At 71.3% G+C, this 22,502-nt stretch carries 18 protein-coding genes and 1 pseudogene; 9 read left to right on the top strand and 10 right to left on the bottom strand.

The features are described 5' to 3' along the window. The first annotated feature begins 76 nt into the window (after positions 1–76). The 4 genes from ABD269_RS21405 (at position 77) to glgB (ending at position 8,333) form a co-directional block, all read left to right on the top strand. Entirely contained in the window at positions 77–2,083 is a 2,007-nt protein-coding gene (locus ABD269_RS21405) for an alpha-1,4-glucan--maltose-1-phosphate maltosyltransferase (protein WP_344120072.1), read from the top strand. Next, positions 2,080–3,813 carry a maltose alpha-D-glucosyltransferase gene (gene treS / locus ABD269_RS21400; RefSeq protein WP_344120070.1) on the top strand — a complete coding sequence of 578 codons (1,734 nt, stop codon included), beginning with the start codon at positions 2,080–2,082 and terminating at the stop codon, positions 3,811–3,813. Before ABD269_RS21405 ends, treS begins: the two co-directional genes overlap by 4 nt. Positions 3,814–4,129: 316 nt before the next feature. After that, positions 4,130–5,731, top strand: a complete 1,602-nt coding sequence (locus ABD269_RS21395; RefSeq protein ID WP_344120068.1) for a maltokinase N-terminal cap-like domain-containing protein — start codon at positions 4,130–4,132, stop codon at positions 5,729–5,731. A 70-nt stretch (positions 5,732–5,801) separates the two neighbouring features. Further along, positions 5,802–8,333, top strand: a complete 2,532-nt coding sequence (gene glgB, locus ABD269_RS21390) for a 1,4-alpha-glucan branching enzyme (RefSeq protein WP_344120066.1) — start codon at positions 5,802–5,804, stop codon at positions 8,331–8,333. Positions 8,334–8,655: 322 nt separating this feature from the next. On the opposite strand, the gene ABD269_RS21385 is transcribed toward glgB, so the two are convergent. After that, the gene (locus ABD269_RS21385) at positions 8,656–10,317 is read right to left on the bottom strand and encodes an MFS transporter (protein WP_344120064.1); all 1,662 of its coding nucleotides are present in this window, start codon (positions 10,315–10,317) and stop codon (positions 8,656–8,658) included. 132 nt (positions 10,318–10,449) lie between these two features. Here ABD269_RS21385 and ABD269_RS21380 point away from each other — a divergent pair, with 132 nt between their 5' ends. Both ABD269_RS21380 and ABD269_RS21375 read left to right on the top strand, forming a co-directional pair. Continuing rightward, positions 10,450–11,043, top strand: coding sequence for a TetR/AcrR family transcriptional regulator (locus ABD269_RS21380; RefSeq protein ID WP_344120062.1), 594 nt, complete (start codon positions 10,450–10,452; stop codon positions 11,041–11,043). A 76-nt stretch (positions 11,044–11,119) separates the two neighbouring features. Beyond that, complete coding sequence (locus ABD269_RS21375) at positions 11,120–11,536, top strand: MmpS family transport accessory protein (RefSeq protein WP_344120060.1); 417 nt, start codon at positions 11,120–11,122, stop codon at positions 11,534–11,536. Positions 11,537–11,548: 12 nt separating this feature from the next. Here the strand turns inward: ABD269_RS21375 and ABD269_RS21370 are convergent, their stop codons facing one another. From ABD269_RS21370 to ABD269_RS21345, 6 genes are all read right to left on the bottom strand, one after another. Continuing rightward, positions 11,549–12,478 carry an alpha/beta hydrolase gene (locus tag ABD269_RS21370; protein WP_344120058.1) on the bottom strand — a complete coding sequence of 310 codons (930 nt, stop codon included), beginning with the start codon at positions 12,476–12,478 and terminating at the stop codon, positions 11,549–11,551. Positions 12,479–12,550: 72 nt separating this feature from the next. Next, positions 12,551–13,552, bottom strand: a complete 1,002-nt coding sequence (locus ABD269_RS21365; protein ID WP_344120056.1) for an alpha/beta hydrolase — start codon at positions 13,550–13,552, stop codon at positions 12,551–12,553. 284 nt (positions 13,553–13,836) lie between these two features. Continuing rightward, a complete protein-coding gene (locus ABD269_RS21360) occupies positions 13,837–14,754 on the bottom strand; it encodes a carbohydrate ABC transporter permease (protein ID WP_425572949.1) in 918 nt (305 codons plus the stop codon). 1 nt (position 14,755) lies between these two features. After that, a complete protein-coding gene (locus ABD269_RS21355) occupies positions 14,756–16,129 on the bottom strand; it encodes an extracellular solute-binding protein (protein WP_344120054.1) in 1,374 nt (457 codons plus the stop codon). Between the two features lie 124 nt (positions 16,130–16,253). Continuing rightward, the gene (locus tag ABD269_RS21350; protein WP_344120051.1) at positions 16,254–16,955 is read right to left on the bottom strand and encodes a response regulator; all 702 of its coding nucleotides are present in this window, start codon (positions 16,953–16,955) and stop codon (positions 16,254–16,256) included. Then, positions 16,952–18,604, bottom strand: coding sequence for a sensor histidine kinase (locus ABD269_RS21345; RefSeq protein WP_344120049.1), 1,653 nt, complete (start codon positions 18,602–18,604; stop codon positions 16,952–16,954). Before ABD269_RS21345 ends, ABD269_RS21350 begins: the two co-directional genes overlap by 4 nt. 157 nt (positions 18,605–18,761) lie before the next feature. Here ABD269_RS21345 and ABD269_RS21340 point away from each other — a divergent pair, with 157 nt between their 5' ends. Continuing rightward, positions 18,762–20,135: a cation:dicarboxylate symporter family transporter gene (locus tag ABD269_RS21340; RefSeq protein ID WP_344120047.1), complete on the top strand. Its 1,374-nt coding sequence runs from the start codon at positions 18,762–18,764 to the stop codon at positions 20,133–20,135. Positions 20,136–20,177: 42 nt separating this feature from the next. Here the strand turns inward: ABD269_RS21340 and ABD269_RS21335 are convergent, their stop codons facing one another. Next, positions 20,178–20,333: a hypothetical protein gene (locus ABD269_RS21335; protein WP_344120045.1), complete on the bottom strand. Its 156-nt coding sequence runs from the start codon at positions 20,331–20,333 to the stop codon at positions 20,178–20,180. On the opposite strand from ABD269_RS21335, the gene ABD269_RS21330 reads away from it, so the two are divergent. After that, positions 20,328–21,119, top strand: a complete 792-nt coding sequence (locus tag ABD269_RS21330; RefSeq protein ID WP_344120043.1) for an SDR family NAD(P)-dependent oxidoreductase — start codon at positions 20,328–20,330, stop codon at positions 21,117–21,119. The genes ABD269_RS21335 and ABD269_RS21330 overlap by 6 nt on opposite strands. 9 nt (positions 21,120–21,128) lie before the next feature. On the opposite strand, the gene ABD269_RS21325 is transcribed toward ABD269_RS21330, so the two are convergent. Then, the gene (locus ABD269_RS21325; protein WP_344120041.1) at positions 21,129–21,596 is read right to left on the bottom strand and encodes an NUDIX domain-containing protein; all 468 of its coding nucleotides are present in this window, start codon (positions 21,594–21,596) and stop codon (positions 21,129–21,131) included. Positions 21,597–21,652: 56 nt separating this feature from the next. On the opposite strand from ABD269_RS21325, the gene ABD269_RS21320 reads away from it, so the two are divergent. Further along, the gene (locus ABD269_RS21320; protein WP_344120039.1) at positions 21,653–21,931 is read left to right on the top strand and encodes a hypothetical protein; all 279 of its coding nucleotides are present in this window, start codon (positions 21,653–21,655) and stop codon (positions 21,929–21,931) included. A gap of 22 nt (positions 21,932–21,953) precedes the next feature. Here the strand turns inward: ABD269_RS21320 and ABD269_RS21315 are convergent. Continuing rightward, positions 21,954–22,425 (bottom strand): annotated as a pseudogene (locus ABD269_RS21315) (GNAT family N-acetyltransferase). Positions 22,426–22,502 lie beyond the last annotated feature (77 nt).

Below are 22,502 nucleotides of genomic sequence, written 5' to 3'. Positions count from 1 at the left end.
CCGACGGTCGGCGGAGCGGATAGAAAGAACAGAACCGCCAGACCGCCCGAATTCCGTCGAACCTCCAGGTGATCCCATGATCGGTCGCATCCCCGTCCTGGACCTCGGCCCGCTCGTGGACTGCGGCCGCAGACCGGTCAAGGCCGTGGCGGGCGAGTCCTTCCAGGTGACCGCCACCGTCTTCCGCGAGGGCCATGACGCGGTCGGCGCCAATGTGGTGCTGCGGGGGCCCGCGGGCCGGTCCGGTCCCTGGACGCCGATGCGGGAGCTCGCGCCGGGCACCGACCGCTGGGGCGCCGAGGTCACCCCGGACGCCGAGGGCCGCTGGACGTACGCGGTGGAGGCGTGGGGCGATCCGGTGGAGACCTGGCGGCACCAGGCCCGGATCAAGATCCCGGCGGGGATCGACTCCGAACTGGTCCTGGAGGAAGGCGCGCTGCTGTACGAGCGGGCCGCCGCGGGGGTGCCCAAGAGCGACGGCCGGGAGGCGGTGCTCGCCGCCGTCGACGGCCTGCGGGACTCGGGCCGCCCGGCCGCCGGACGGCTGGCCGCCGCGCTGGCCCCCGACGTCTCGGCCGCCCTGGCCGCCCACCCGCTGCGCGAGCTGGTGAGCAGCAGCAGGCCGGTGCCCGTGCTGGTCGAGCGCGAACGGGCCCTGTTCGGCTCGTGGTACGAGCTGTTCCCCCGCTCCGAGGGCGCACTGCTGCCGAGGGGCGGGCCGCCGGTCACCGGCACCTTCCGGACGGCGGCGGAGCGGCTCCCGGCCGTCGCGGCCATGGGCTTCGACGTGGTCTACCTCCCGCCGGTGCACCCCATCGGCACCGCCTACCGCAAGGGCCCCAACAACGGCCTCACGGCGGGTCCGTACGACGTGGGCAGCCCCTGGGCGATCGGCTCCGCCGAGGGCGGGCACGACGCCCTCCACCCCGACCTCGGCACCTTCGAGGACTTCGGCCACTTCGTGGCGCGGGCGCGCGAGCTGCGCATGGAGGTGGCGCTCGACTTCGCGCTCCAGTGCTCCCCGGAGCACCCCTGGGTGGAAAAGCACCCGGAGTGGTTCCACCACCGCGCCGACGGCTCCATCGCGTACGCCGAGAACCCGCCGAAGAAATACCAGGACATCTATCCGCTGGCCTTCGACGCGGACTTCGACGGGATCGTGCGGGAGACGCTGCGGGTGCTGCGCTTCTGGATGGCGCGCGGGATCCGCATCTTCCGCGTCGACAATCCGCACACCAAGCCGGTGTCGTTCTGGGAGAAGGTCATCGGCGAGGTGGGCCGCACCGACCCGGATGTGGTGTTCCTGGCCGAGGCGTTCACCCGGCCCGCCATGATGCGCACGCTCGGGGCGGTCGGCTTCCAGCAGTCGTACACCTACTTCACCTGGCGCACCACCAAGCGGGAGCTCACCGACTATGTCACCGAGCTGTCGGGGGATTCGGTCTCGGCCTGCATGCGGCCGAACTTCTTCGTCAACACCCCCGACATCCTGCACGCCTACCTCCAGGAAGGCGGCCGCGCGGCGTTCGAGATCCGGGCCGTGCTCGCCGCGACGCTGGCCCCCTCCTGGGGTGTCTACGCCGGTTACGAGCTGTGCGAGAACACCCCGGTGCGGGCGGGCAGCGAGGAGTATCTGGACTCCGAGAAGTATCAGCTGCGGCCCCGGGACTGGGCCGCGGCGGAGCGCGAGGGGCGCAGCCTCGCGCCGTTGATCACCGCCCTCAACCGGCTGCGGCGACGTCAGCCCGCGCTCCGCCGGCTGCGCAACGTGCGCTTCCACGACGCCGACAACGACGCCGTCATCGCCTATTCCAAGCGGGTCGGCGGCCCTGGCGGCTCCTGTGTGCTGACGGTCGTCAACCTCGACCCCCACCACACCCAGGAGGCCACGGTCTCGTTGAACATGCCGGAACTCGGCCTCGATTGGCACGAGTCCGTCCCGGTGCGCGACGAGCTCACCGGAGAGACCTATCACTGGGGCAGGGACAACTATGTGCGCCTGGAGCCGGGCCGTTCCATCGCGCCCGCGCACGTGTTCTCGCTGCGACCGTCCTCACCGATCGGAGGGTCACCCACACCATGATCGTCAACGAGCCCGTCCCCGACACATTCGAGGACACTCCCGCGAAGGATCTGGATCCGGACTGGTTCAAGCGCGCCGTCTTCTACGAGGTGCTGGTCCGGTCGTTCCAGGACAGCGACGGCGACGGCATCGGCGACCTCAAGGGTCTGACGGCCAAGCTGGACTATCTGCAGTGGCTGGGCGTGGACTGCCTCTGGCTGCCACCGTTCTTCCAGTCACCGCTTCGCGACGGCGGCTACGACGTCTCGGACTACACCTCGGTGCTGCCCGAGTTCGGTGACCTCGCCGACTTCGTGGAGTTCGTGGACGCGGCACACCAGCGCGGCATGCGCGTCATCATCGACTTTGTCATGAACCATACGAGCGATCAGCACGACTGGTTCCAGCAGTCCCGCTCGGATCCCGACGGCCCCTACGGCGACTACTACGTCTGGGCCGACGACGACAAGCAGTACCAGGACGCGCGGATCATCTTCGTGGACACCGAGTCCTCGAACTGGACCTTCGACCCGGTCCGCAAGCAGTACTACTGGCACCGCTTCTTCTCCCACCAGCCGGACCTCAACTACGAGAACCCGGCCGTCCAGGAGGAGATCCTGGCCTCGCTGCGGTTCTGGCTGGACCTCGGCATCGACGGCTTCCGGCTCGACGCCGTGCCGTATCTCTTCGCCGAGGAGGGCACCAGCTGCGAGAACCTCCCGCGCAGCCACGAGTTCCTCAAGCGGGTGCGGGCCGAGATCGACGCCCACTACCCCGACACGGTGCTGCTCGCCGAGGCCAACCAGTGGCCGGAGGACGTCGTCGACTACTTCGGCGACTACGCCGAGGGCGGCGACGAGTGCCATATGGCGTTCCACTTCCCCGTGATGCCGCGCATCTTCATGGCCGTACGGCGGGAATCCCGCTACCCGGTCTCGGAAATCCTGGCCAAGACCCCGGCCATTCCCTCGCGCTGCCAGTGGGGCATCTTCCTGCGCAACCACGACGAGCTCACGCTCGAGATGGTCACGGACGAAGAACGCGACTATATGTACGCGGAGTACGCCAAGGACCCGCGGATGCGCGCCAACATCGGCATCCGCCGCCGACTGGCCCCGCTGCTCGACAACGACCGCAATCAGATCGAGCTGTTCACCGCGCTCCTGCTGTCGCTGCCCGGCTCGCCGATCCTCTACTACGGCGACGAGATCGGCATGGGCGACAACATCTGGCTCGGCGACCGCGACGGCGTGCGGACGCCGATGCAGTGGACGCCGGACCGCAACGCCGGCTTCTCCTCCTGCGACCCCGGGCGGCTCTACCTCCCGACGATCATGGACCCGGTCTACGGGTACCAGGTCACCAACGTCGAGGCGGCGATGAGCAGCCCGTCGTCGCTGCTGCACTGGACCCGGCGGATGATCGAGATCCGCAAGCAGAACCCCGCCTTCGGGCTCGGCTCGTACACCGAGCTGTCCTCCAGCAATCCGGCGGTGCTGGCCTTCCTGCGCGAAGTGCGGGTGCCCGGGCAGCGGGACGACGACCTGGTCCTGTGCGTGAACAATTTCTCCCGTTTCGCACAGCCGACCGAGCTGGATCTCCGGGCCTTCAACGGCAGGCATCCGGTCGAGCTCATCGGCGGGGTGCGCTTCCCGGCCATCGGGGAGCTGCCCTACCTGCTGACCCTCGCGGGTCACGGCTTCTACTGGTTCCGGCTGCGGCAGAGCGCGCCACCGCCACCGGGACACTGAGCCGGTGCCCGTGCGCGTCCGGGCCCGATCGGGCGCGCACGGGCGGTTTTCCCCCGCGAAGCCTGGGAACCCTCACTACTACGCACGGGCCGGACCGAACAGATCGATTCCGCCGCCGGGACCCCTCGTCCCTCACGGGTCCGACAGCACGCACCGCACGCATCGCACCGCACCGCATGCAGGGGCCACAGAGGCCGCCGGGGCTGACCGTACGGACGATCCTCGCCCGACACGTCCCGCACCGCGCACCGGTCAAAGCCGCAATCCGGGACACTTTGCCCAATCTGTCGTGTGCCCGGGGAAAGGACGCGACGCCATGTCGGACGCTGCACCGTCCCGCCGCGGGACCACCCGCCGGGGGACGACCCCCGGACCTCTGTTGTCCTCGGTCCGTGCCGCCCCGGCCGGTGCCGCGCAGCGGGCGGACGCCGCCGAGGCGGGACTGCTGGCATCCCTGGTGCCCCTGCTCGCGGAGTGGCTGCCCCGGCAGCGGTGGTTCGCGGGGAAGGGCCGTCCGATCACCGGCTTCACCCTCGTCACGGCGACCGAACTGCTCCCCCACACCACGGGTACCACGACCCCCGGTCTGCTGCACCTGCTCGTACGGGCCCACCAGACCGGCTCCCCCACGGCCCGGCCCGGCCCCCTCGACGCGCCCGTGCACGCGGGCACCGACGACTGCTATCAACTCCTGCTCGGCATCCAGGACGTGCTGCCGCCCCACCTGGCCCCCGCGCTCATCGGCCGCCCCTCCGGCGGGCCCCTGCACGGCCGCACGGTCTACGAGGGCCTCGCCGACCCCCGGCTCGCGTCCCTCCTCCTGGAGCGGCTGCGGGTGCCCGGCCGGCTCGGGCCGCTGCGCTTCACCCGCGAGGAAGGCGCCGTCATCGCCGCCGGGCTGGCCCCCAAGCTGCTCACCGCCGAGCAGTCCAACTCCTCGGTCGTCTACGGCGAAACGTATATCCTCAAGCTCTTCCGTCGCGTCTGCCCCGGCACCAACCCCGACCTCGAACTGCCCCGCGCGCTCGCCGCGGGCGGCTGCGCCCGGGTCCCGGCGCCCGCCGCGTGGTTCGAGGCCGAACTACCCGGCCCGGACACCGAAGCGCTGACCCTCGGCGTCCTCCAGCCCTATCTGCCCGGTTCCGCCGACGGCTGGCAGCTGGCGCTGAGCGCCCTCGCCGTGCGGGCCGACTTCACCGCCTCCGCGCGCGCCCTCGGCCATGCCACCGCCGAGGTCCACGGCGCGCTCGCCGAAGCGCTGCCCACCGTCGTCCTGCGCCGCCCCCAACTGGAACACCTGGCCGCCGCGATGACCCGGCGCCTGGACGCCGCCGCCGACGCCGTGCCCGCCCTGCGCCCCTACCGGGCCGCGCTGCGCGGCGCCTACGACGAACTCGCCGCGCTCGGCCGGGCCGGGCGCACCTGGCGCGCCCAGCGCATCCACGGCGACCTGCACCTGGGACAGGCGCTGCGCACCGCGGAGGACGGCCGCTGGGCCCTCATCGACTTCGAGGGCGAACCGGCCCGGCCGCTGGCCGAGCGCTGCCGCCCGCAGCCCGCGGCCCGCGACGTCGCGGGCATGCTGCGCTCCTTCGACTACGCGGCCGCGGTCGGCCGCGCCGGCGGCAGCACCTGGTCCGCGCGCGCCCGCGCGGCCTTCTGCGAGGGCTACGCGGCCGTGCACGGCGACCCCCGCGAGGATCCCGAACTGCTGCGCGCCCACGAGACGGACAAGGCCGTCTACGAGGTCCTCTACGAGGCCCGCCACCGCCCCGACTGGCTGCCCGTGCCGATGTCGGCGATCCGCCGGCTGGCGGATTCCCCTGCGGCGGGCGAGGCTGTTGCGGGAGCGGCGCGCCCGGGCGGCGGCACGCCAGGGCGCACGGACGAAGTGCCGGAGAGCGACCCGTCCGCATGACGAACCGGAGCCCAGCACCACCGATCCGCCCTCCGGCCTCCGCCGGGGGAAGCCCGAGGAGGACCGCCCAGTGACCGCTCGTCCCCCGTCCAGCCGCCCGTCGCCCGAGCCGGGCCCGGGCCGCCCCGAAGGCCCGTCCGGGATCCCGGCCACGTTCCTGCCGGCCCGGGCCCGCACCGGGCCGTCCGGCATGGAAGCCGTGCGGGACGAGACCCCCCGAGCGGCTTCAGGCGACGAACGGGGCAGGGCCGGTACGGGCAACGGGCCCTCGGGCAGAAGCGACGGGCCGGGCGAGGGCGCACGCGCGGCTTCTGGGGTCGAGTCCGGCGGGGCTCGTACGGGCAACGGCCCTGCCGCGCACCCCCGCGCGCAGCCGGCCCGCCCCGCGGCAGCGGCGGCGCACCGCGGCGTGCGGCCCGCCGAGCCGCTCGTCGAGGAGGAGCGCGGACGGCTGCTGCGCGGCGCCCACCACGACCCGCACGCGCTGCTGGGCGCGCACCACGTGGCGGGCGGCGTCGCGTTCCGGGCGCTGCGCCCGTTCGCCCGTTCGGTGGAAGTCCGCGCCAAAGGTCTGCGGGCGCTGCTGCACGACGAGGGGGACGGCCTCTTCGCGGGCGTCCTCCCCCTCCGGGAGATCCCGGACTACCGCTTCCTGGTGGTCTACGACGACGCGGAGCTGGAGGTCCACGACCCGTACCGCTTCCTGCCCGCGCTCGGCGAGCTGGATCTGCACCTGATCCGCGAGGGCCGGCACGAGGAGCTGTGGCGGGCGCTCGGCGCGGAGCCGATGACGCACGAGGGGGTCGACGGCACCCGCTTCAGCGTGTGGGCGCCGAACGCCCAGGGCGTGCGCGTCGTCGGCGACTTCAACTACTGGGACGGCACGGGGCATCCGATGCGGTCCCTGGGCGGTGCGGGGGTGTGGGAGCTCTTCCTGCCGGGCATCGGCGAGGGCGCGCTCTACAAGTTCCAGATCACCCGCCCCGACGGCTCGCACACGATGCGCGCCGACCCCATGGCCCGGCGCACCGAGGTGCCCCCGGCCAACGCCTCGATCGTGCACGCGTCGCACCACGCGTGGACGGACGGCGAGTGGCTGGAGCGCCGCGGCGAGCGGCCGGTGCACGAGGCCCCGTTCTCCGTCTACGAGGTGCACCTGGCGTCCTGGCGGCCCGGCCTGTCCTACCGCAAGCTGGCCGAGCAGCTGCCCGCGTACGTCAAGGACCTCGGCTTCACGCACGTGGAGCTGATGCCGGTGGCGGAGCATCCGTTCGGCGGCTCGTGGGGCTACCAGGTCACGGGCTTCTACGCGCCGACGGCGCGGCTGGGCACGCCCGACGACTTCAAGCACCTGGTCGACGCCCTGCACCGGGCGGGCATCGGGGTGCTGATGGACTGGGTGCCCGCGCACTTCCCGCGCGACGACTGGGCGCTGGCCGAGTTCGACGGGCGCCCGCTGTACGAGCACGGGGACCCGGCGCGGGCCGCCCACCCGGACTGGGGCACGCTGGAGTTCGACTACGGCCGCACGGAGGTCCGCAATTTCCTGGTGGCGAACGCCGTCTACTGGTGCCAGGAGTTCCACATCGACGGGCTGCGCGTGGACGCCGTGGCCTCGATGCTCTACCTCGACTACTCCCGCGAGGAGGGCCAGTGGACGCCCAACGTCCACGGCGGCCGGGAGAATCTCGACGCGGTGGCCTTCCTCCAGGAGATGAACGCGACCGTCTACCGCCGCTGCCCCGGCGTCGTCACCATCGCCGAGGAGTCCACCGCCTGGGACGGCGTCACCCGCGCCACCCACCATGTGGGCGCGGGCGGTTTCGGCGGCCTGGGCTTCGGCCTGAAGTGGAACATGGGCTGGATGCACGACTCGCTGGTCTACGTCTCCAAGGAGCCGGTCCACCGGAAGTACCACCACGGTGAGATGACCTTCTCCATGATCTACGCGTACAGCGAGAACTACGTGCTGCCCATCTCGCACGACGAGGTGGTGCACGGCAAGCGCGCGCTGGTCTCGAAGATGCCGGGCGACTGGTGGCAGCAGCGGGCCACCCACCGCGCGTACCTCGGCTTCATGTGGGCCCACCCCGGCAAGCAACTGCTCTTCATGGGGCAGGAGTTCGCCCAGGGCGCCGAGTGGTCCGAGGGACACGGCCCCGACTGGTGGCTGCTCGACCCCTCGTACTCCGCGGAGGCCGACCACCGGGGCGTACGCGACCTGGTGCGCGACCTCAACCACGCCTACCGCCGGACGCCCGCGCTGTGGCAGCGCGACACCGTGCCCGAGGGGTTCGAGTGGGTCGACGGCGACGCGAGCGAGGACAACGTCTTCGCCTTCCTCCGCTACGACGCGGAGGGCTCACCGCTGCTGGCGGTCTCCAACTTCTCACCGGTGGTCCGCCACCACTACCCCCTCGGGGTGCCGGCCCGGCCGACGTCGTGGCTGGAGATCCTCAACACGGACGCGGAGCGATACGGAGGCTCCGGGGTCGTGACCCCTGAACCGGTCAAGCCGGAGGCTACGCGCCACCACGGCCGCCCGGCGAGCATCACGGTGACTCTGCCGCCGCTGGCGACGGTGTGGTGGCGGGGGGCGTAGCGCCGCGCATGCGCCTGCGGCGGGCTTTGTCCCCAGCCCCGCCCCTTCCCGAAACTGGGGCGCGTGCCCCAGACCCCCGGCTGCGGGTCCGTTGCGCCTGTGGCGAAGCGCCCTGCGGGCGCGTCCTCAAACGCCGGACGGGCTGATTTCGCTGGTTACGGTCCGCGGAATCAGCCCGTCCGGCGTTTGAGGACAAGCGGCGCAGCCGCTTCAGGGGGTCCGGGGTCTCCCCGGTTTCGGGAAGGGGCGGGGCTGGGGAAAAACAGCGGTGCCCCGCACCTCCGGGCGGAGATACGAGGCACCGCGCGCAGCGCGAAGAACGTCAGACCTTCTCGTCCACCTTGCGCTCCGGCTCGGCCGAAGCAGCGGCAGCCGCAGACGCCCGCCGAGGCAGAAGCACGGCCACAACCACCGTACCCACGCCAAGAATCACCGCACCCACCACACTCGTATGCGCAACCGAGTCCGCGAAAGCCTTGTGCACGGCCTCGACCACCGACTGAGCCTGCTGCGCGCCGAGCGCAGCCGCCTTCTCCGCCCCCACCTTGGGCGCGGCGCCGGCGGCCACCTGCTTGCCGACCTCCTTGGCGACGACCAGGCCCGCGCCGACCGAGTCCTGCGCGGCGGACAGGGCCTTCTCCGGGAGCTTCGGGCCACCGGCGGCGGCCGTCTTCGCCGCGGCGTCGGCGAGGTTGGAGGAGTAGGTCTTGGCCAGCACCGTGCCGAGGATGGCGATGCCGAGCGAGCCGCCCAGCTCGATGGAGGTGCTGTTGACCGCGCCGCCGACGCCGAGCTTGTCCTCGGGGAAGGAGCCCATGATGGCGTTGGTGCAGGGCGACAGGGACAGGCCGATGGCCAGGCCCAGGATGATCAGCGGCCAGATGAAGTCGTCGTACGTCGAGTTGGCATCGACCCGGGTGAGGAGCGCGATCGCGACCGTACCGACGGTCATGCCGAGCGCGACGGTGACCTTCATGCCGACCTTCGGGGTCAGCAGGGCGGTCGCCGCGCCGCCGACGAACACCGCACCGGCCAGCGGCAGCATCCGGATGCCCGTGTCGAGCGCCGAGTAGCCGAGGACGAACTGGAGGTGCTGGGTCAGGTAGTAGAACGTGCCGAAGACCGCGAGGAAGAACAGGGCGACGGCGAGCGTGGAGCCCGCGAACGCGCGCTCGGCGAAGCGGCGGACGTCGAGGACCGGGCGCGGGTGGCGCAGCTCCCAGACGATGAAGCCGACCAGGCCGACACCGGCGACGACGGCCGCGACGATCGCGTTGGTGCCCCAGCCGAAGTGCGGGCCCTCGATGATCATGTAGATGAGGGAGCCGACCCAGATGACGGACAGCAGACCGCCGATGTAGTCGATCTTGTCGACGCCGGACGCCTTGGACGGCGGCACGAGCAGCAGCGCGCCGACGATGCCGACGACGGCGATCGGCACGTTGATGAGGAACGTCGACGCCCAGCCGTGGTCCTCCAGCAGCGCGCCCGCGACCAGCGGGCCGACGGCGATGGCGAGTCCGGCGGTGGCCGTCCAGATGGTGATGGCCTTCGCGCGCTCCTCGCGCGGGAAGGTCGCGGCGAGCAGCGACAGGGTCGCCGGCATGATCATGGCCGCGCCGATGCCCATGACGGCACGGGCGGCGATGACGCCGGAGGCGCTGTCGACCAGCGAACCGGCGACGGACGCCGACCCGAAGACGAGGAGGCCGAGGACGAGCGCCCCGCGGCGGCTGTACTTGTCACCCACGGCGCCGAGGATCAGCATCAGCGCGGCGTACGGCACGGTGTAGCCGTCGATGACCCACTGCAGGTCGGAGCTGCCCAGACCGAGGTCCTTGACCATGTCCGGAGCCGCGACCGTCAGGGACGTGTTGGCCATGACGATGATCAGCAGGCTCAGGCAGAGAACGCCGAGAGCCGCCCAACGCCGCTTGTACGGACCGTCCATCTTGTCGACCGGAGTCGACATCGCGAGGCCCATCGGCCCCCCTTTCGGAATTACACACTGCTGTGCAACTTACACAGCAGTGTGCAATTTACGCCCGTGGGCGGCGGTGTGCAAAATGAGGGCCGGGGCTGCGTCGGACATCCCCCTCGACCGAGAAGAGACCCAATGGCCGGGAGAGCGGACGCCAATCGACGCCGCATCATGGACGTCGCACTCGCCGAGCTGCTGCGCGACCCGGACGCGAGCATGGATCAGATCGCCCGCGCGGCCGGGGTCGTACGGCGCACGGTCTACGGCCACTTCCCCAGCCGCGAGGCGCTGATCGGCGCCCTCGTCGACGACGCGGCGGAGGCGGTGGGGGCGGCCCACGCCGCGGCCGTGCGCGGGGTCGCCGACCCGGCGGAGGCACTCGCCCGCTCGATCCTCGGCGTCTGGGAGATCGCCGACCGCTACCGCCTGCTCATCTCCCTGGCCCAGCGCAGCGTGACGATGGAGGGCATCCTCAAGCGCCTGGAGCCGGTGCGGCGCGCGGGCGCGGCGCTGCTGCGGCGCGGCCTGAAGGAGGGCCGCTTCACCTCTCCCCTGCCGGCCGACGCCCTGATGTACGTACGCGAGCAGGTGATCTTCGGCCTGATGCAGGCCGTCAACGACGGCGTGCTGGCCCCCGAGGAGGCGGGCCGCTCGGCGGCGGTCACGACCCTGACGGCGTCGGGCCTGCCGGCGGACGAGGCGGCGGAGCTGGTGGCCCGCCTGCCGTAGGAGTACCCCCCTTTGCCTTTACTTTTCCTTTGCGATTGGATGGCTTCGACTTTTCCATTCGTCGAAGGAACCCCTCGTGAAGCACCCCCTCCGCAACACCCTGGCCGCTCTGGCCGTCACCGGCTCCGCCCTGGCCCTCGCGGGCTGCGGCGCGGCCGGGGACAAGATGACCGAGGGCGTCGACAAGGCGGTCAAGGAGACGTACGAGGTGACGTACGAGATCACCGGCTCCGGCACCGCCTCCGTCGACTTCAACGCGGGCAACGGCACGGCGAACGAGCCGCGGCTCGAGACCGCCGAGGACGCCGGACTCCCCTGGAAGAAGACGGTCACCCTCAAGGGCATCGCCGCCCCGACGGTCCAGGCCACGGCCGGCTCGGACGACGCGGAGGTGACCTGCAGGATCACCTACAAGGGCGAGGTCATCAAGTCCCACACGGCGAAGGGCACTTCGGAAGCGGCGTCGTGCGTCGCGGTCTCCCCGCTCGCCTGAGACGAACCACCGTCAGGCGCGCATCAGTTCGCCGAATTCCGTGAACATCTCGGTCACCGCCGCGTCCGCCGCCGAGGACTTGTCGGTGAAGCTCATGAAGCCGTGGACGAGGCCGGGGTACAGGCGCTTCTCGACCGGCACCCCGGCGTCGGCGAGCGCGTCGGCGTAGGCCAGGCCCTCGTCCCGCAGGGGGTCGAGGTCGCCGCAGGCAATGACCGCCGGAGCGAGACCCGTGTGGTCGCTCGCCAGGAGCGGGGAGGCCGGGGGCCGGTCGGCCGTCTCGGGAGCGGCCTCGGCGAGGTAGAGCCCGGTGACCATCTCCACCTCGGCCGTGGTCAGCAGATACCCCGTGGCGTTCTCGGTGCGCGAGCGGTGGCCGCCCTTGCCGCTGAGATCCGTGGCGGGGTACGCGAGGAGCTGGGCCGCCAGCGGCCGGCCCTCGTCCCGGAAGGCCAGGGCCACCCCGGCGGCCAGGTTTCCCCCGGCGCTGTCCCCCGCCACGGCCAGCACGCCGCCGCCGAAGTCGGCGATGTGGTCACCGACGTGGCTCGTCACCGCCACGCAGTCGTCGAAGCCGGCGGGGAAGGGGAACTCCGGGGCGAGCCGGTAGCCCACGGCGACCACGACCGCGCCCACGTCCCGGCACAGCCTGCGGCAGATCCCGTCGTGGGTGTCGAGGTCACCGACGACGAAGCCGCCGCCGTGGAAGAACACGACAGTGGGCACCGGACCCTCGCCCTCGGGCCGGTAGACCCGCGCCGGCACCCCGGCCACCCGGTCGTCCTCGACCGCGCCGACCTCGATCGGCGGGTCGGGGGCGACGGCGAGCGAGAGCATCCTGTTGCCCGCGCGCATCTCGGCGACGGTGGGCGGGGTGGCGGGCGGCGGCCCGCCGATACCGAACTGCTTGAGCAGGGCCGCGATCTCCGGATCCATGGACATGATCAGACCTTCCGGGCGCATGGGGCATAACGCTGTCGGACAGGCCCAGCATAGGCAGCCATGGGCGCCCGGTCAGGGTGTGGCGGACGGCATCGGCCCCTCCATCTGTTCGCTGATCCACTGGATCGGGCCGAGGCCGAGGTTGGGGGCGTATGTCGCGCCGTCGTGCTTGCCACCCTCTATGACGTGCAGATCGGTGTGGACCGGGCCCTTGCCGTAGGCGGCGATGAATTTCTTGACGTCGGCCATGGTCTTCGCGTTCTCCCGGGTACCGACCTGGAAGGCGAGATAGACGTCCGGCCCCTTGTTCGCGATCAGCTGCTCGGCGAGCACCTCGGGGTTGTTCTCCCGCATCTCCTTCTCGTGGCCGCGCCAGAGCGGGGAGTCGGGCACGATGTCCGGGCCGTTGGCTATGACGGCCTTGAACTTGTCGGGGTGCTTCAGCACGGCCTTGAGGCCCGCGAATCCGCCCGTCGAGGAACCCATGAACGACCAGCCGTCACGCGACTTCAGGGTGCGGAAATTCGCCTTCATCAGATCCGGCACGTCCTCGGTGAGCCAGGTGCCCATCTTCGGCTGGCCGGGTATGTCACTGCCGTCCCAGTAGATGCCCTTGTTGTCAGGACCCGGGTTCAGCACCGGCATGGCCAGCAGGAACGGCTTGCTCTTGCCCTCGCTGTACCACTTGGAGATGTTCTCCTGGAGCTTGAAGCCGCCCATCCAGTAATTGGTGCCGTATCCGGGACCGCCGGGCAGGGCGATCATCACCGGGAAACCGCTCTTGGCGAACTTCGGCTCGTCCGTGTATTCCTTGGGCGCCCAGACCCACACCTTGCCCTTGAAGCCGGACTTCTTGCCGTCGAGGGTGACGACGCTGATGTGCGTGCCGTCGTCCAGCGTCCGTACGTTCTTGAAGTCGGCCTCCGGACCGGTGGGCATCAGCGTCCGCGAATCCGTGGGCTGCTCGCCCCTCTCCTCGGCCGCGCCGTAACTGACCGGGTCACCCTTGTCCGTGAAGGGCGGTATCTCGTAGTAGCTCATGACGGGCCACGCGATCAGTCCGAGCGCGGCCATCGACGCCACCACGACGAGCCGGCGTCGGGCGCGCGATGCGCGGCGGCGGCCCCGGGACCCGTAAGTCCCGGAAGGTGAATGCGTCAATGTCTCGCTCCGGATCGTTCCGCGGCCCCGGAGGCCGCACCAGCCTGGTGTGTCCTGGTGGATGGCCGGACCGGAGCAAGACGTTCCTTATGTGCGGAATGACGTACACCACATCCCCATGAACGCACGGATCCCGGAGATACGCGAGCGTACCGGGCATTCGACGTACAGAGGGCGGCGCACTGCCAGGCTTCGGCTCATACCTCCTCCCGCATCAGCCTCAGGTAGACCACCGAGAAGAGCGCGCCCACCAGCAGCAGGAGTAGGGCGATCGCCGTGCCGTAGCCGATCAGGGACTTCAGGAACGCCTGGTCGTACATGAACACCGGGAGGGTCTGGCTCCGGTTGCCCGGGCCGCCGCGGGTCATCGCCCAGATGAGGCCGAAGACGGAGAGCGTCTGGAGGGTGTTGAGCATCAGGTTGGTGGCGATCGAGCGGCGGATCATGGGCAGGGTGATGTGCCAGAACCGGCGCGGCCCGCTCGCGCCGTCGACCTCCGCCGCCTCCGTGACGTCCTTCGGGATCTCCGACAGGGCGGCGGAGTAGACGAGCATCGAGAAGGCCGTACCACGCCAAACGTTCGCGAAGGAGACCGCGAGGATCGGCAGTGTGAACAGCCAGTTCTGGGTGGGCAGATGGAGCCAGTCGAGGACCGCGTTCAGCGTGCCCCGGCGGTTGAAGAACGTGTAGAGGAGGAAGCCGGCCACGATCTCCGGGAGCACCCACGCACCGATCACGATCGAACCGGTCAGCGCCCGTACGGGCCTCGAAGCCCGCCGCATCAGCGCCGCGAGCGCGAAGCCCAGCGTGTTCTGGCCGACGATCGAGGACAGCACGGTGAAGACGAAGGTCAGGAACACCGCGTTGCGGAAGCTGTCGTCGGCGAACGCCCGCCGGAAGTTGGCGAACCCCACGAAGGAGGCGGATGCCTGGCCGGTCAACTGGGTGTCGGTGAAGGCGAGATAGACGCAGTACGCGATGGGCCCGGCGAGGAAGAGCAGGAGCAGGGTCGTCGCGGGGGCGATCGGCAGCCACCGGAGCGCGCCCCTGCGGCGCCGGCCGGGGCGTACGGCGGGCGGTCCGCCGCGTGCGGGAGACGGCCCGGTGCCCGCCACCTCAGCGCTCCTCGACGCTCACGCCGGAGATCGACTTCAGCGCCTCGTCATAGCGGCCCGCGGCCTTCGCCGCCGTGGCGTCGCCCGTCGTGACCGACTCCATGGCCTCCCTGATCGCGCTGGACACCTGCGGATAGGCGGGCAGCGCGGGCCGGTAGTGCGTGTTCTTCACCAGGCCCGTGAAGAAGCCGATCCCCGGCATGGACGTCAGATAGGTGGAGTCGGCCGCCACGTCGTCGCGCACGGCGATCTGCGCGTCCCGTACGTCCCACTTCACCGCGTTGTCCTTCGTCTGGAGCGTCTCGATCGCCTGCCAGGCGAGGTCCGCGTTCCCGGACTTCGCGGTGACCGACCACGTCCAGCCGCCGGACATGCTGACGGCGCCCGGCGCGGCGCCGTTCTGTGTGGGGAAGGGCGCCTGGCCCATCGCCTTCGACCACTGCGGCCACGGCTTGCCGCCGGACGGCAGCCAGTTCTTGCCCAGCCAGTTGCCGTCGAGGTCGATGGCGAGCCTGCCCGACGGGATCCACTCGGTGGCGACGTGGCTGTCGACGTTGGGGTCCAGCGCGTCCGAGGGGTCGGGCCCGAGCTTCTCGGCGTAGACGGTCCGGACGAACTCCAGCGCGTCCTTGAAGCCACGGCTCCCGGCGATCCACTTCTTCGCCGCGGGGTCGTAGAGGGGGTCCTTCCCGGGCCCGCCGCCGGGCGCGTCCCCGGTTCCGTACAGCAGCATCTCGAAGCCCTGCATGGTGGCGGCCTCGCCCGGGCCCTTGCCGGTGTAGACGTTGAGGGGTGTGACGCCGGGCAGCGCGCGCTTGACCGTACGGGCCGCGTCGAGCACGTCGGCCCAGGTCCGCGGCCGCCAGTCGGCGGGGAGCCCGGCCTTCGCGAAGAGCTCCTTGTTGAACCAGAGCCCCCTGGTGTCCGTCCCGTCGGGCACCCCGTACGTCCTGCCGTCCTCCGCCTTCACCGCGGCCTTCGCGGTCGCCGCGAAGCGGGGCCAGTCCTTCCAGTCCGCGAGCTTGTCGTCGAGCGGTCTCAAGTACCCGGCCTTGATGTCGGAGTTGATGACGAACGTGTCCTCGCGCACCACGTCCGGCGCGGTCTTCGCCGACCGCATCATCTGCTGCACCTTGGAGTAGTAGTCGGCCTGCGCCGCCTGCACGGGCACCAGCCGCATCTTCTTCCCCGGGTGCTCCCGCTCGAACTGTTTCTTCACCTCCCCCAGGTAGTCGTCCATGATCCGGTTCTTGTTGTCGGTGGTGCGCTGATAGGCGACCTTCACGGTGTCGGGGTCGCTGTGGCTCCCGCCGCAGGCGGTGAGGGGGGCGATGACGACGACGGCGGCGAGGAGCATGGGGGTGGTGGGGCGCACGGGTCGACCTCCTGGGGGTGCGAACCTCGGCGAACTGTCCGGCGGTCTTCTCCCCAGCCCCACCCCTTCCCGAAACTGGGGGCTCCGCCCCCAGACCCCCGATGGGCTGGTGACCCCGCACCGCCTACGGCCGCGTCAGCCACCGATAGCGCAGCTCCGGGCGCCCCACCTGTCCATACTGTGGCGCGCGCACCGCCCGGCCCATGTGGACGAGGTGTTCCAGATAGCGGCGCGCCGTGATCCGTGAGATGCCCAGCGACGTCGCCGCCGCGCCCGAGGACACGCCCTCCGGCCCGGCGTCGCGTATCGCCGCCGTGACCGACTGGAGCGTGTCCAGGCTCAACCCCTTGGGCAGGGCGGCCGGTTGGGGCGCGCGCAGGGCGGCGAGGGCGCGGTCGACCTCTTCCTGGCCGCTGGCCTCGCCGACGACCGCCCGGAACTCCGCGTAGCGGACGAGCCGGTCGCGGAGGGTCGCGAACGTGAACGGCTTCAGGACGTACTGCACGACCCCCAGCGAGACCCCCTCGCGGACGACGGCCAGGTCACGCGCCGAGGTCACCGCGATGACGTCCACGGCGTGCCCGGCGGAGCGCAGGGAGCGGACGAGCTGGAAGCCGTGCCCGTCGGGCAGATAGAGGTCGAGGAGCACGAGGTCGACGGCGGTGCGCTTGAGGAACTGCGAGGCGTCGCCCCGCGTGTGCGCGATCCCGGCCACCGTGAAGCCGGCCACCCGCCGTACGTACAGCGCGTGCGCGGCGGCGGCCACCGGGTCGTCCTCCACGACGAGTACGCGTATCGGCCGGCCGGCCGCCTGCGGAGTGCTCACGGCTGTGCCCCCGCCCGTACGCACAGGGGCAGCCGTACGGTGAACTCCGCGCCCCCGCACGGCGCGTCGGCGACCGTGACCGTGCCGCCGTTGCGCCCGGCGGCCTGCCGGACGAGCGCGAGCCCGAGGCCGCGGCCGTGCACGGCGGTCTCCTGCGGCCCGGCGGCCTTCGTCGTCCAGCCCCGCCGGAAGACGTCGTCCATGATGTCGGGCGCGACCCCGGCGCCGTTGTCCGCGACGCGCAGCAGCAGTTCGTCGCCGTCGGCCCGCACGGTGACGGTGACGTACGCGCGGCGCGCGTCCGCGGAGCCGCGGTTCGCCTCCTCGGCCGCCGCGTCGACAGCGTTGTCGATCAGATTGCCCAGGACCGTGACCAGGTCCCTGGCGGGGAGGCCGGGCGGCAGCAGGCCGTCGTCGATGTGGGTGTCGGGGGCGAGGAGGAGCTCGACGCCGTGCTCGTTGGCCTGGGCGGCCTTGCCGAGGAGGAGCGCGGCGAGCACGGGTTCGGCGACGGCGGCGACGACCTGGTCGGTGAGGGCCTGGGCGAGTTCGAGCTCGGCCGTCACGAAGTCGACGGCCTCGTCGGCGCGGCCGAGTTCGATCAGGGACACCACGGCGTGCAGCCGGTTCGCGGCCTCGTGCGCCTGCGAGCGCAGCGCCTCCGCGAAGCCGCGCACGGAGTCCAGTTCGCCCGACAGGGCCTGGAGTTCCGTGTGGTCGCGCAGGGTCACGACCGTGCCGCTGCGCTCCCCGCCGGAGACCGGCGAGGTGTTGACGACCACGATCCGGTCGGCGGTCAGGTGCAGTTCGTCCAGGCGCGGCTCGGTGGACAACAGGGCGTCGGTGAGCGCGGGCGGCAGGCCGAGGGCGGTGACGCGGCGGCCGATCACCTCGCCGTCCAGGCCGAGGAGTTCCCGTCCCCCGTCGTTGATCAGTGCGATGCGCCGCTCTCCGTCCAGCATCAGCAGCCCCTCGCGCACGGCGTGCAGCGCGGCCTCGTGGTAGTCGTGCATCCGGCTGAGCTCGGTGGCGTTCATGCCGTGGGTGTGGCGGCGCAGCCGGGCGTTGAGTACGTACGTCCCGGCGCCGCCGAGCGCGAGCGCGCCCACGGCGACGCCGAGCAGGCCGATGAGCTGCCGCCGGATCTCGGCGCTGATCGCGTCGACGGTGATGCCGGCGCTGGCGAGGGCGATCACGCGGTGCCCGTCGGTGACGGGCACGACGGCCCGTACGGACGGGCCCAGCGTCCCGGTGTACGTCTCGGAGAAGATCCGGCCGTCCAGCGCGGGCCCGGTGTGACCGAGGAACCGCTCGCCGATGCGGTCCGGGTCGGGGTGGGTCCAGCGGGTGCCGTCCCGGTCCATGATGGTCACGAAGTCGACGTCCGTGTCGCGGCGGACCCGCTCGGCGTACGGCTGGAGCGCCGCCGCCGGGTCCGCCGACCGCACCGCGTCCCGCACGGCCGGGGACGCCGCCACGGCCACCGCCGCCGCCGTCACCTGGCGGCGCGCGGAGTCCTCGGCCTGGCCGCGGTCGGCGACGTACGCGAAGGCCGCGCAGCCGGCCACCACGGCGGCGACCAGCACGGTCTGCATCGCGAAGAGCCGGCCGGCCAGGCTGTGGGGGCGGCGTATGCGGGGTTTGCGCATGGCGGACAGTCTGACCTGGGCAGGGTCATGAACGTAATGCACGCAAGGGTGACCACGGTCACACAGGCGTGCATAGTCGCCGGAGCCCCACTCGTCGGGAGAGGGGGCGTCCCGGAGCCACCACAACTCCTGGAGCCGCAAGAACGGGGAGAGACCCATGGCCACGCAGTCCGCACCACAGCCACCGCCGGCCCGTCCGGCGAAGTCGGGCCGGGACCGTACGCACTACCTCTACCTCGCGGTGATCGCGGCGGTGCTCGTCGGCATCGCGGTCGGCTTCGCCGCGCCGGGCGTCGCCGTCGAGCTGAAGCCGCTCGGCACCGGCTTCGTCAACCTGATCAAGATGATGATCTCGCCGATCATCTTCTGCACGATCGTGCTGGGCGTCGGTTCCGTGCGCAAGGCGGCCAAGGTCGGCGCGGTCGGCGGGCTCGCGCTCGGCTACTTCCTCGTGATGTCGACCGTGGCCCTCGCCATCGGCCTCGTGGTCGGCAACATCCTGGAGCCGGGCAGCGGGCTGCACCTGACCGAGTCGCTGCGGCACGCGGGCGAGGCACAGGCCAAGGGTGCGAGCGAGTCGACCTCCGACTTCCTGCTCGGGATCATCCCGACCACCATGGTCTCCGCATTCACCGGCGGCCAGGTCCTCCAGACCCTGCTGGTGGCGCTGCTCGCGGGCTTCGCGCTCCAGGCGCTGGGCACGGCCGGTGAGCCGGTGCTGCGCGGCATAGCCCACATTCAGAAGCTCGTCTTCCGCATCCTGTCCATGATCATGTGGGCTGCGCCGGTGGGCGCGTTCGGCGCGATGGCCGCCGTGGTCGGCGCGACCGGCGTGGACGCGCTCAAGTCCCTCGCCGTCATCATGATCGGCTTCTACATCACGTGTCTGCTCTTCGTGATCGTGGTGCTCGGCACGCTGCTGCGGCTGGTGGCCGGGGTGAACATCTTCGCCCTGCTGAAGTACCTGGGCCGGGAGTTCCTGCTGATCCTGTCCACCTCCTCCTCCGAGTCCGCGCTGCCGCGCCTGATCGCGAAGATGGAGCACCTGGGCGTCAGCCGCCCCGTCGTCGGCATCACCGTGCCCACGGGCTACTCCTTCAACCTCGACGGCACGGCCATCTATCTGACGATGTCCTCGCTCTTCGTCGCCGAGGCGATGGGCCAGCCGCTCTCCGTGAGCCAGCAGATCTCCCTCCTCCTCTTCATGATCGTGGCATCCAAGGGCGCGGCGGGCGTGACCGGCGCGGGCCTCGCGACCCTCGCGGGCGGCCTCCAGTCCCACCGCCCCGAACTGGTCGACGGCGTCGGCCTCATCGTCGGCATCGACCGCTTCATGAGCGAGGCCCGCGCGCTGACCAACTTCGCGGGCAACGCCGTGGCGACGATCCTCATCGGCACCTGGACGAAGGAGATCGACGGCGCCCGCTGCCGCGAGGTGCTCGGCGGCCGCATGCCGTTCGACGAGTCCTCGCTGGCGGGCGACGACGGGCACGGGGCGGTGCCGGAGCGGAAGGAACCGGCGGGGGTGTGAGACGCGGGGGCCTCCGCCGGTGGCGGGGGCCCCTGTCGTGTATCAGGCGGCAGTGAACGTCCAGGGGTTGGCCGAGGCGTCGGCACCGTAGCCGATCTTCAGCTGCTGACCGGAGGTCCGGGCCGCCGCGGTGATCTGAATCCGCCCGGGAATGTGCTGGCTTGCTGGCAGGGACAGCGGGATCATCGCGAGATGCATCTGCGCGGAGCGAAAGTATTGGTCACGGGTGCCACCGGCGGGATCGGGCAGGCGCTGGCCGTGGCCCTGGCCGCCCGAGGCGGAGAGGTGGTACTCACCGGGCGCCGTACGGACAAGCTCGAACCGCTGGCCGAGAAGCTGGGCGGCCGGGCCATCCCCGCCGACCTGGCCGACCGGGGCGCGGTCGAGCAACTGCTGGAGGCTGCGGGCGAGATCGACGTGCTCGTGGCCAACGCCGCGCTGCCCGCGACGGGCCTGCTGGCCGACTTCTCCATCGGCGAGATCGACCGCGCGCTCGACGTCAACCTCCGTGCGCCCATCGTGATGGCGAAGCTGGCCGGGGAACGCATGGCCGCCCGCCGCCGCGGCCACCTGGTCTTCATCTCCTCGCTCTCCGGCAAGACCGCGTCCGGGCAGGCGTCCCTCTACAACGCCACCAAGTTCGGGATGCGCGGCTTCGCCCTCGCGCTCCGCGAGGACATGCGGCCCCACGGCGTCGGCGTCTCGACCGTCTTCCCCGGCTTCATCAGGGACGCGGGCATGTTCGCCGACTCCGGCGCGTCCCTGCCCCGCGGGGTCGGCACCCGCTCCCCCGAGGACGTGGCGCGCGCGACCGTACGAGCCATCGAGAAGAACCTCGCCGAGGTGGACGTCGCCCCGCTGAACCTGCGCCTGGCCGCCCTCATCGGCAGCACCGCCCCGGCCCTGTCCGCCGCGGTCCAACGCCGCCTCGGCGCCGACAAGACCTCCGAACAACTCGCGAAGGGCCAGCGCCACAAGCGGTGACGCTGCATGTCACCCCAAGTACGGCTGCGCGCGCCGCTCCCGGTAGTGCCGGAGCCTCAGCCGCTGGGTGTCGTGCATGGGGAGTGCGTCCAGCTCGTGCGGGGCGACGAAGCGCAGCTCCGTCGACTCCTCGGAGACGGCGAGCGCGCCGCCGACGATCCGCGCGGTGAAGACGACGGCGAACTGCCGGCGCACTTCGCCGTCGCTGTAGGCGATGACATGCCGGGGGTCGGTGTACGTACCGACGAGCCCCGTGACCTCGACATCGAACCCGGTCTCCTCCTTGACCTCCCGCACGGCCGCGCCGGGCAGCGAATCGGTCATCTCCATGCCACCACCGGGCAACGCCCACAACCCGCTGTCGGCCCGCCGCTGCATGAGCACGCGCCCGTGCTCGTCGACGACGACGGCAGCCGCCGCGACGACGAGGGAGTTGGGGACGGGGGCGCGGGGGTCGTCGTAGTGGTCGGTGCGCATGGGGTCAGCTTCTCGTCTGCGACGCACCTCCGCCACAGGGTCCCTAAGGTGCTGCCATGGCATCCACGACGATTCGGGTCCGGCGGGACACCCGTGACCACCTCGCCGAGCTGGCCGACGAGCGGGGCATGAGCATCGGTGAACTGGTCGACGTCCTGGCCACGGCTTACCCGACTGCCGTACAGCGCGCAGGACTTCTGGCCGCCGACCGGGAGGTGGTGCGGCGCCTGATCGGTGTCGACATCAGCGACGAGGAGTTCGACCGGGCGCCGGACGTACTCGGCAACATCCGCAAGCTCGCCGCCCAGAAGATTCTGGCCACCCGGAAGCCCTAAGGTCTGTCCGTTGGATTGAGGTTCAGGCGAGTTCCAGATCGCCGACGCGTTGGTCCCCGCTCATCTCCCCCCGTCAGCCGGAATCCAAGTCCGAGGTAGAAGCCTTCGGGGCCGTCGTTGCCGGGGTGCCAGCTGGCCGTGAGGCGGGTACCGCCGCGGCGGCGGATCTCGGAAGCCACTGCGTGGACCGCGAAGCGGCCGTAGCCGCGGCCTTGCTCCCCGGCCGAGATGTTCAGGCGCCACAGGCCCGAGCGGATGTCGGTTCCGCTGCCGTCGCCGGCGAAGTCGATGTCGAAGAAGGCCATCAAGAAACCGACGACCCGGTCGCCTTCGAGGATGAGCCGTGGCCAGGCGACGTCTGGATGCACGTACGCCTCAGCGAGGGACTTGACGACCGGGGCGACCAGGTGGTCTTGGCCGGGGCTCACCTTCAATGCGATCGCCGCGTCGAAGTTGCTGGGGGTGATCTTCTCCAAACGGGGCGAGGTAACCATGCGTGAAGCCTAGAAGCGCAGGCCAGAAGAGCAATCGCTTTTCGACACGGGCCGAACCCGAAGCGGTCACACGATCC

The organism is Streptomyces blastmyceticus (assembly GCF_039521185.1).
GTDB classification, from domain to species: domain Bacteria; phylum Actinomycetota; class Actinomycetes; order Streptomycetales; family Streptomycetaceae; genus Streptomyces; species Streptomyces blastmyceticus.
The sequence above is the reverse complement of the archived record's forward strand: the minus strand, read 5'-3'. Positions and strand labels throughout refer to the sequence as shown.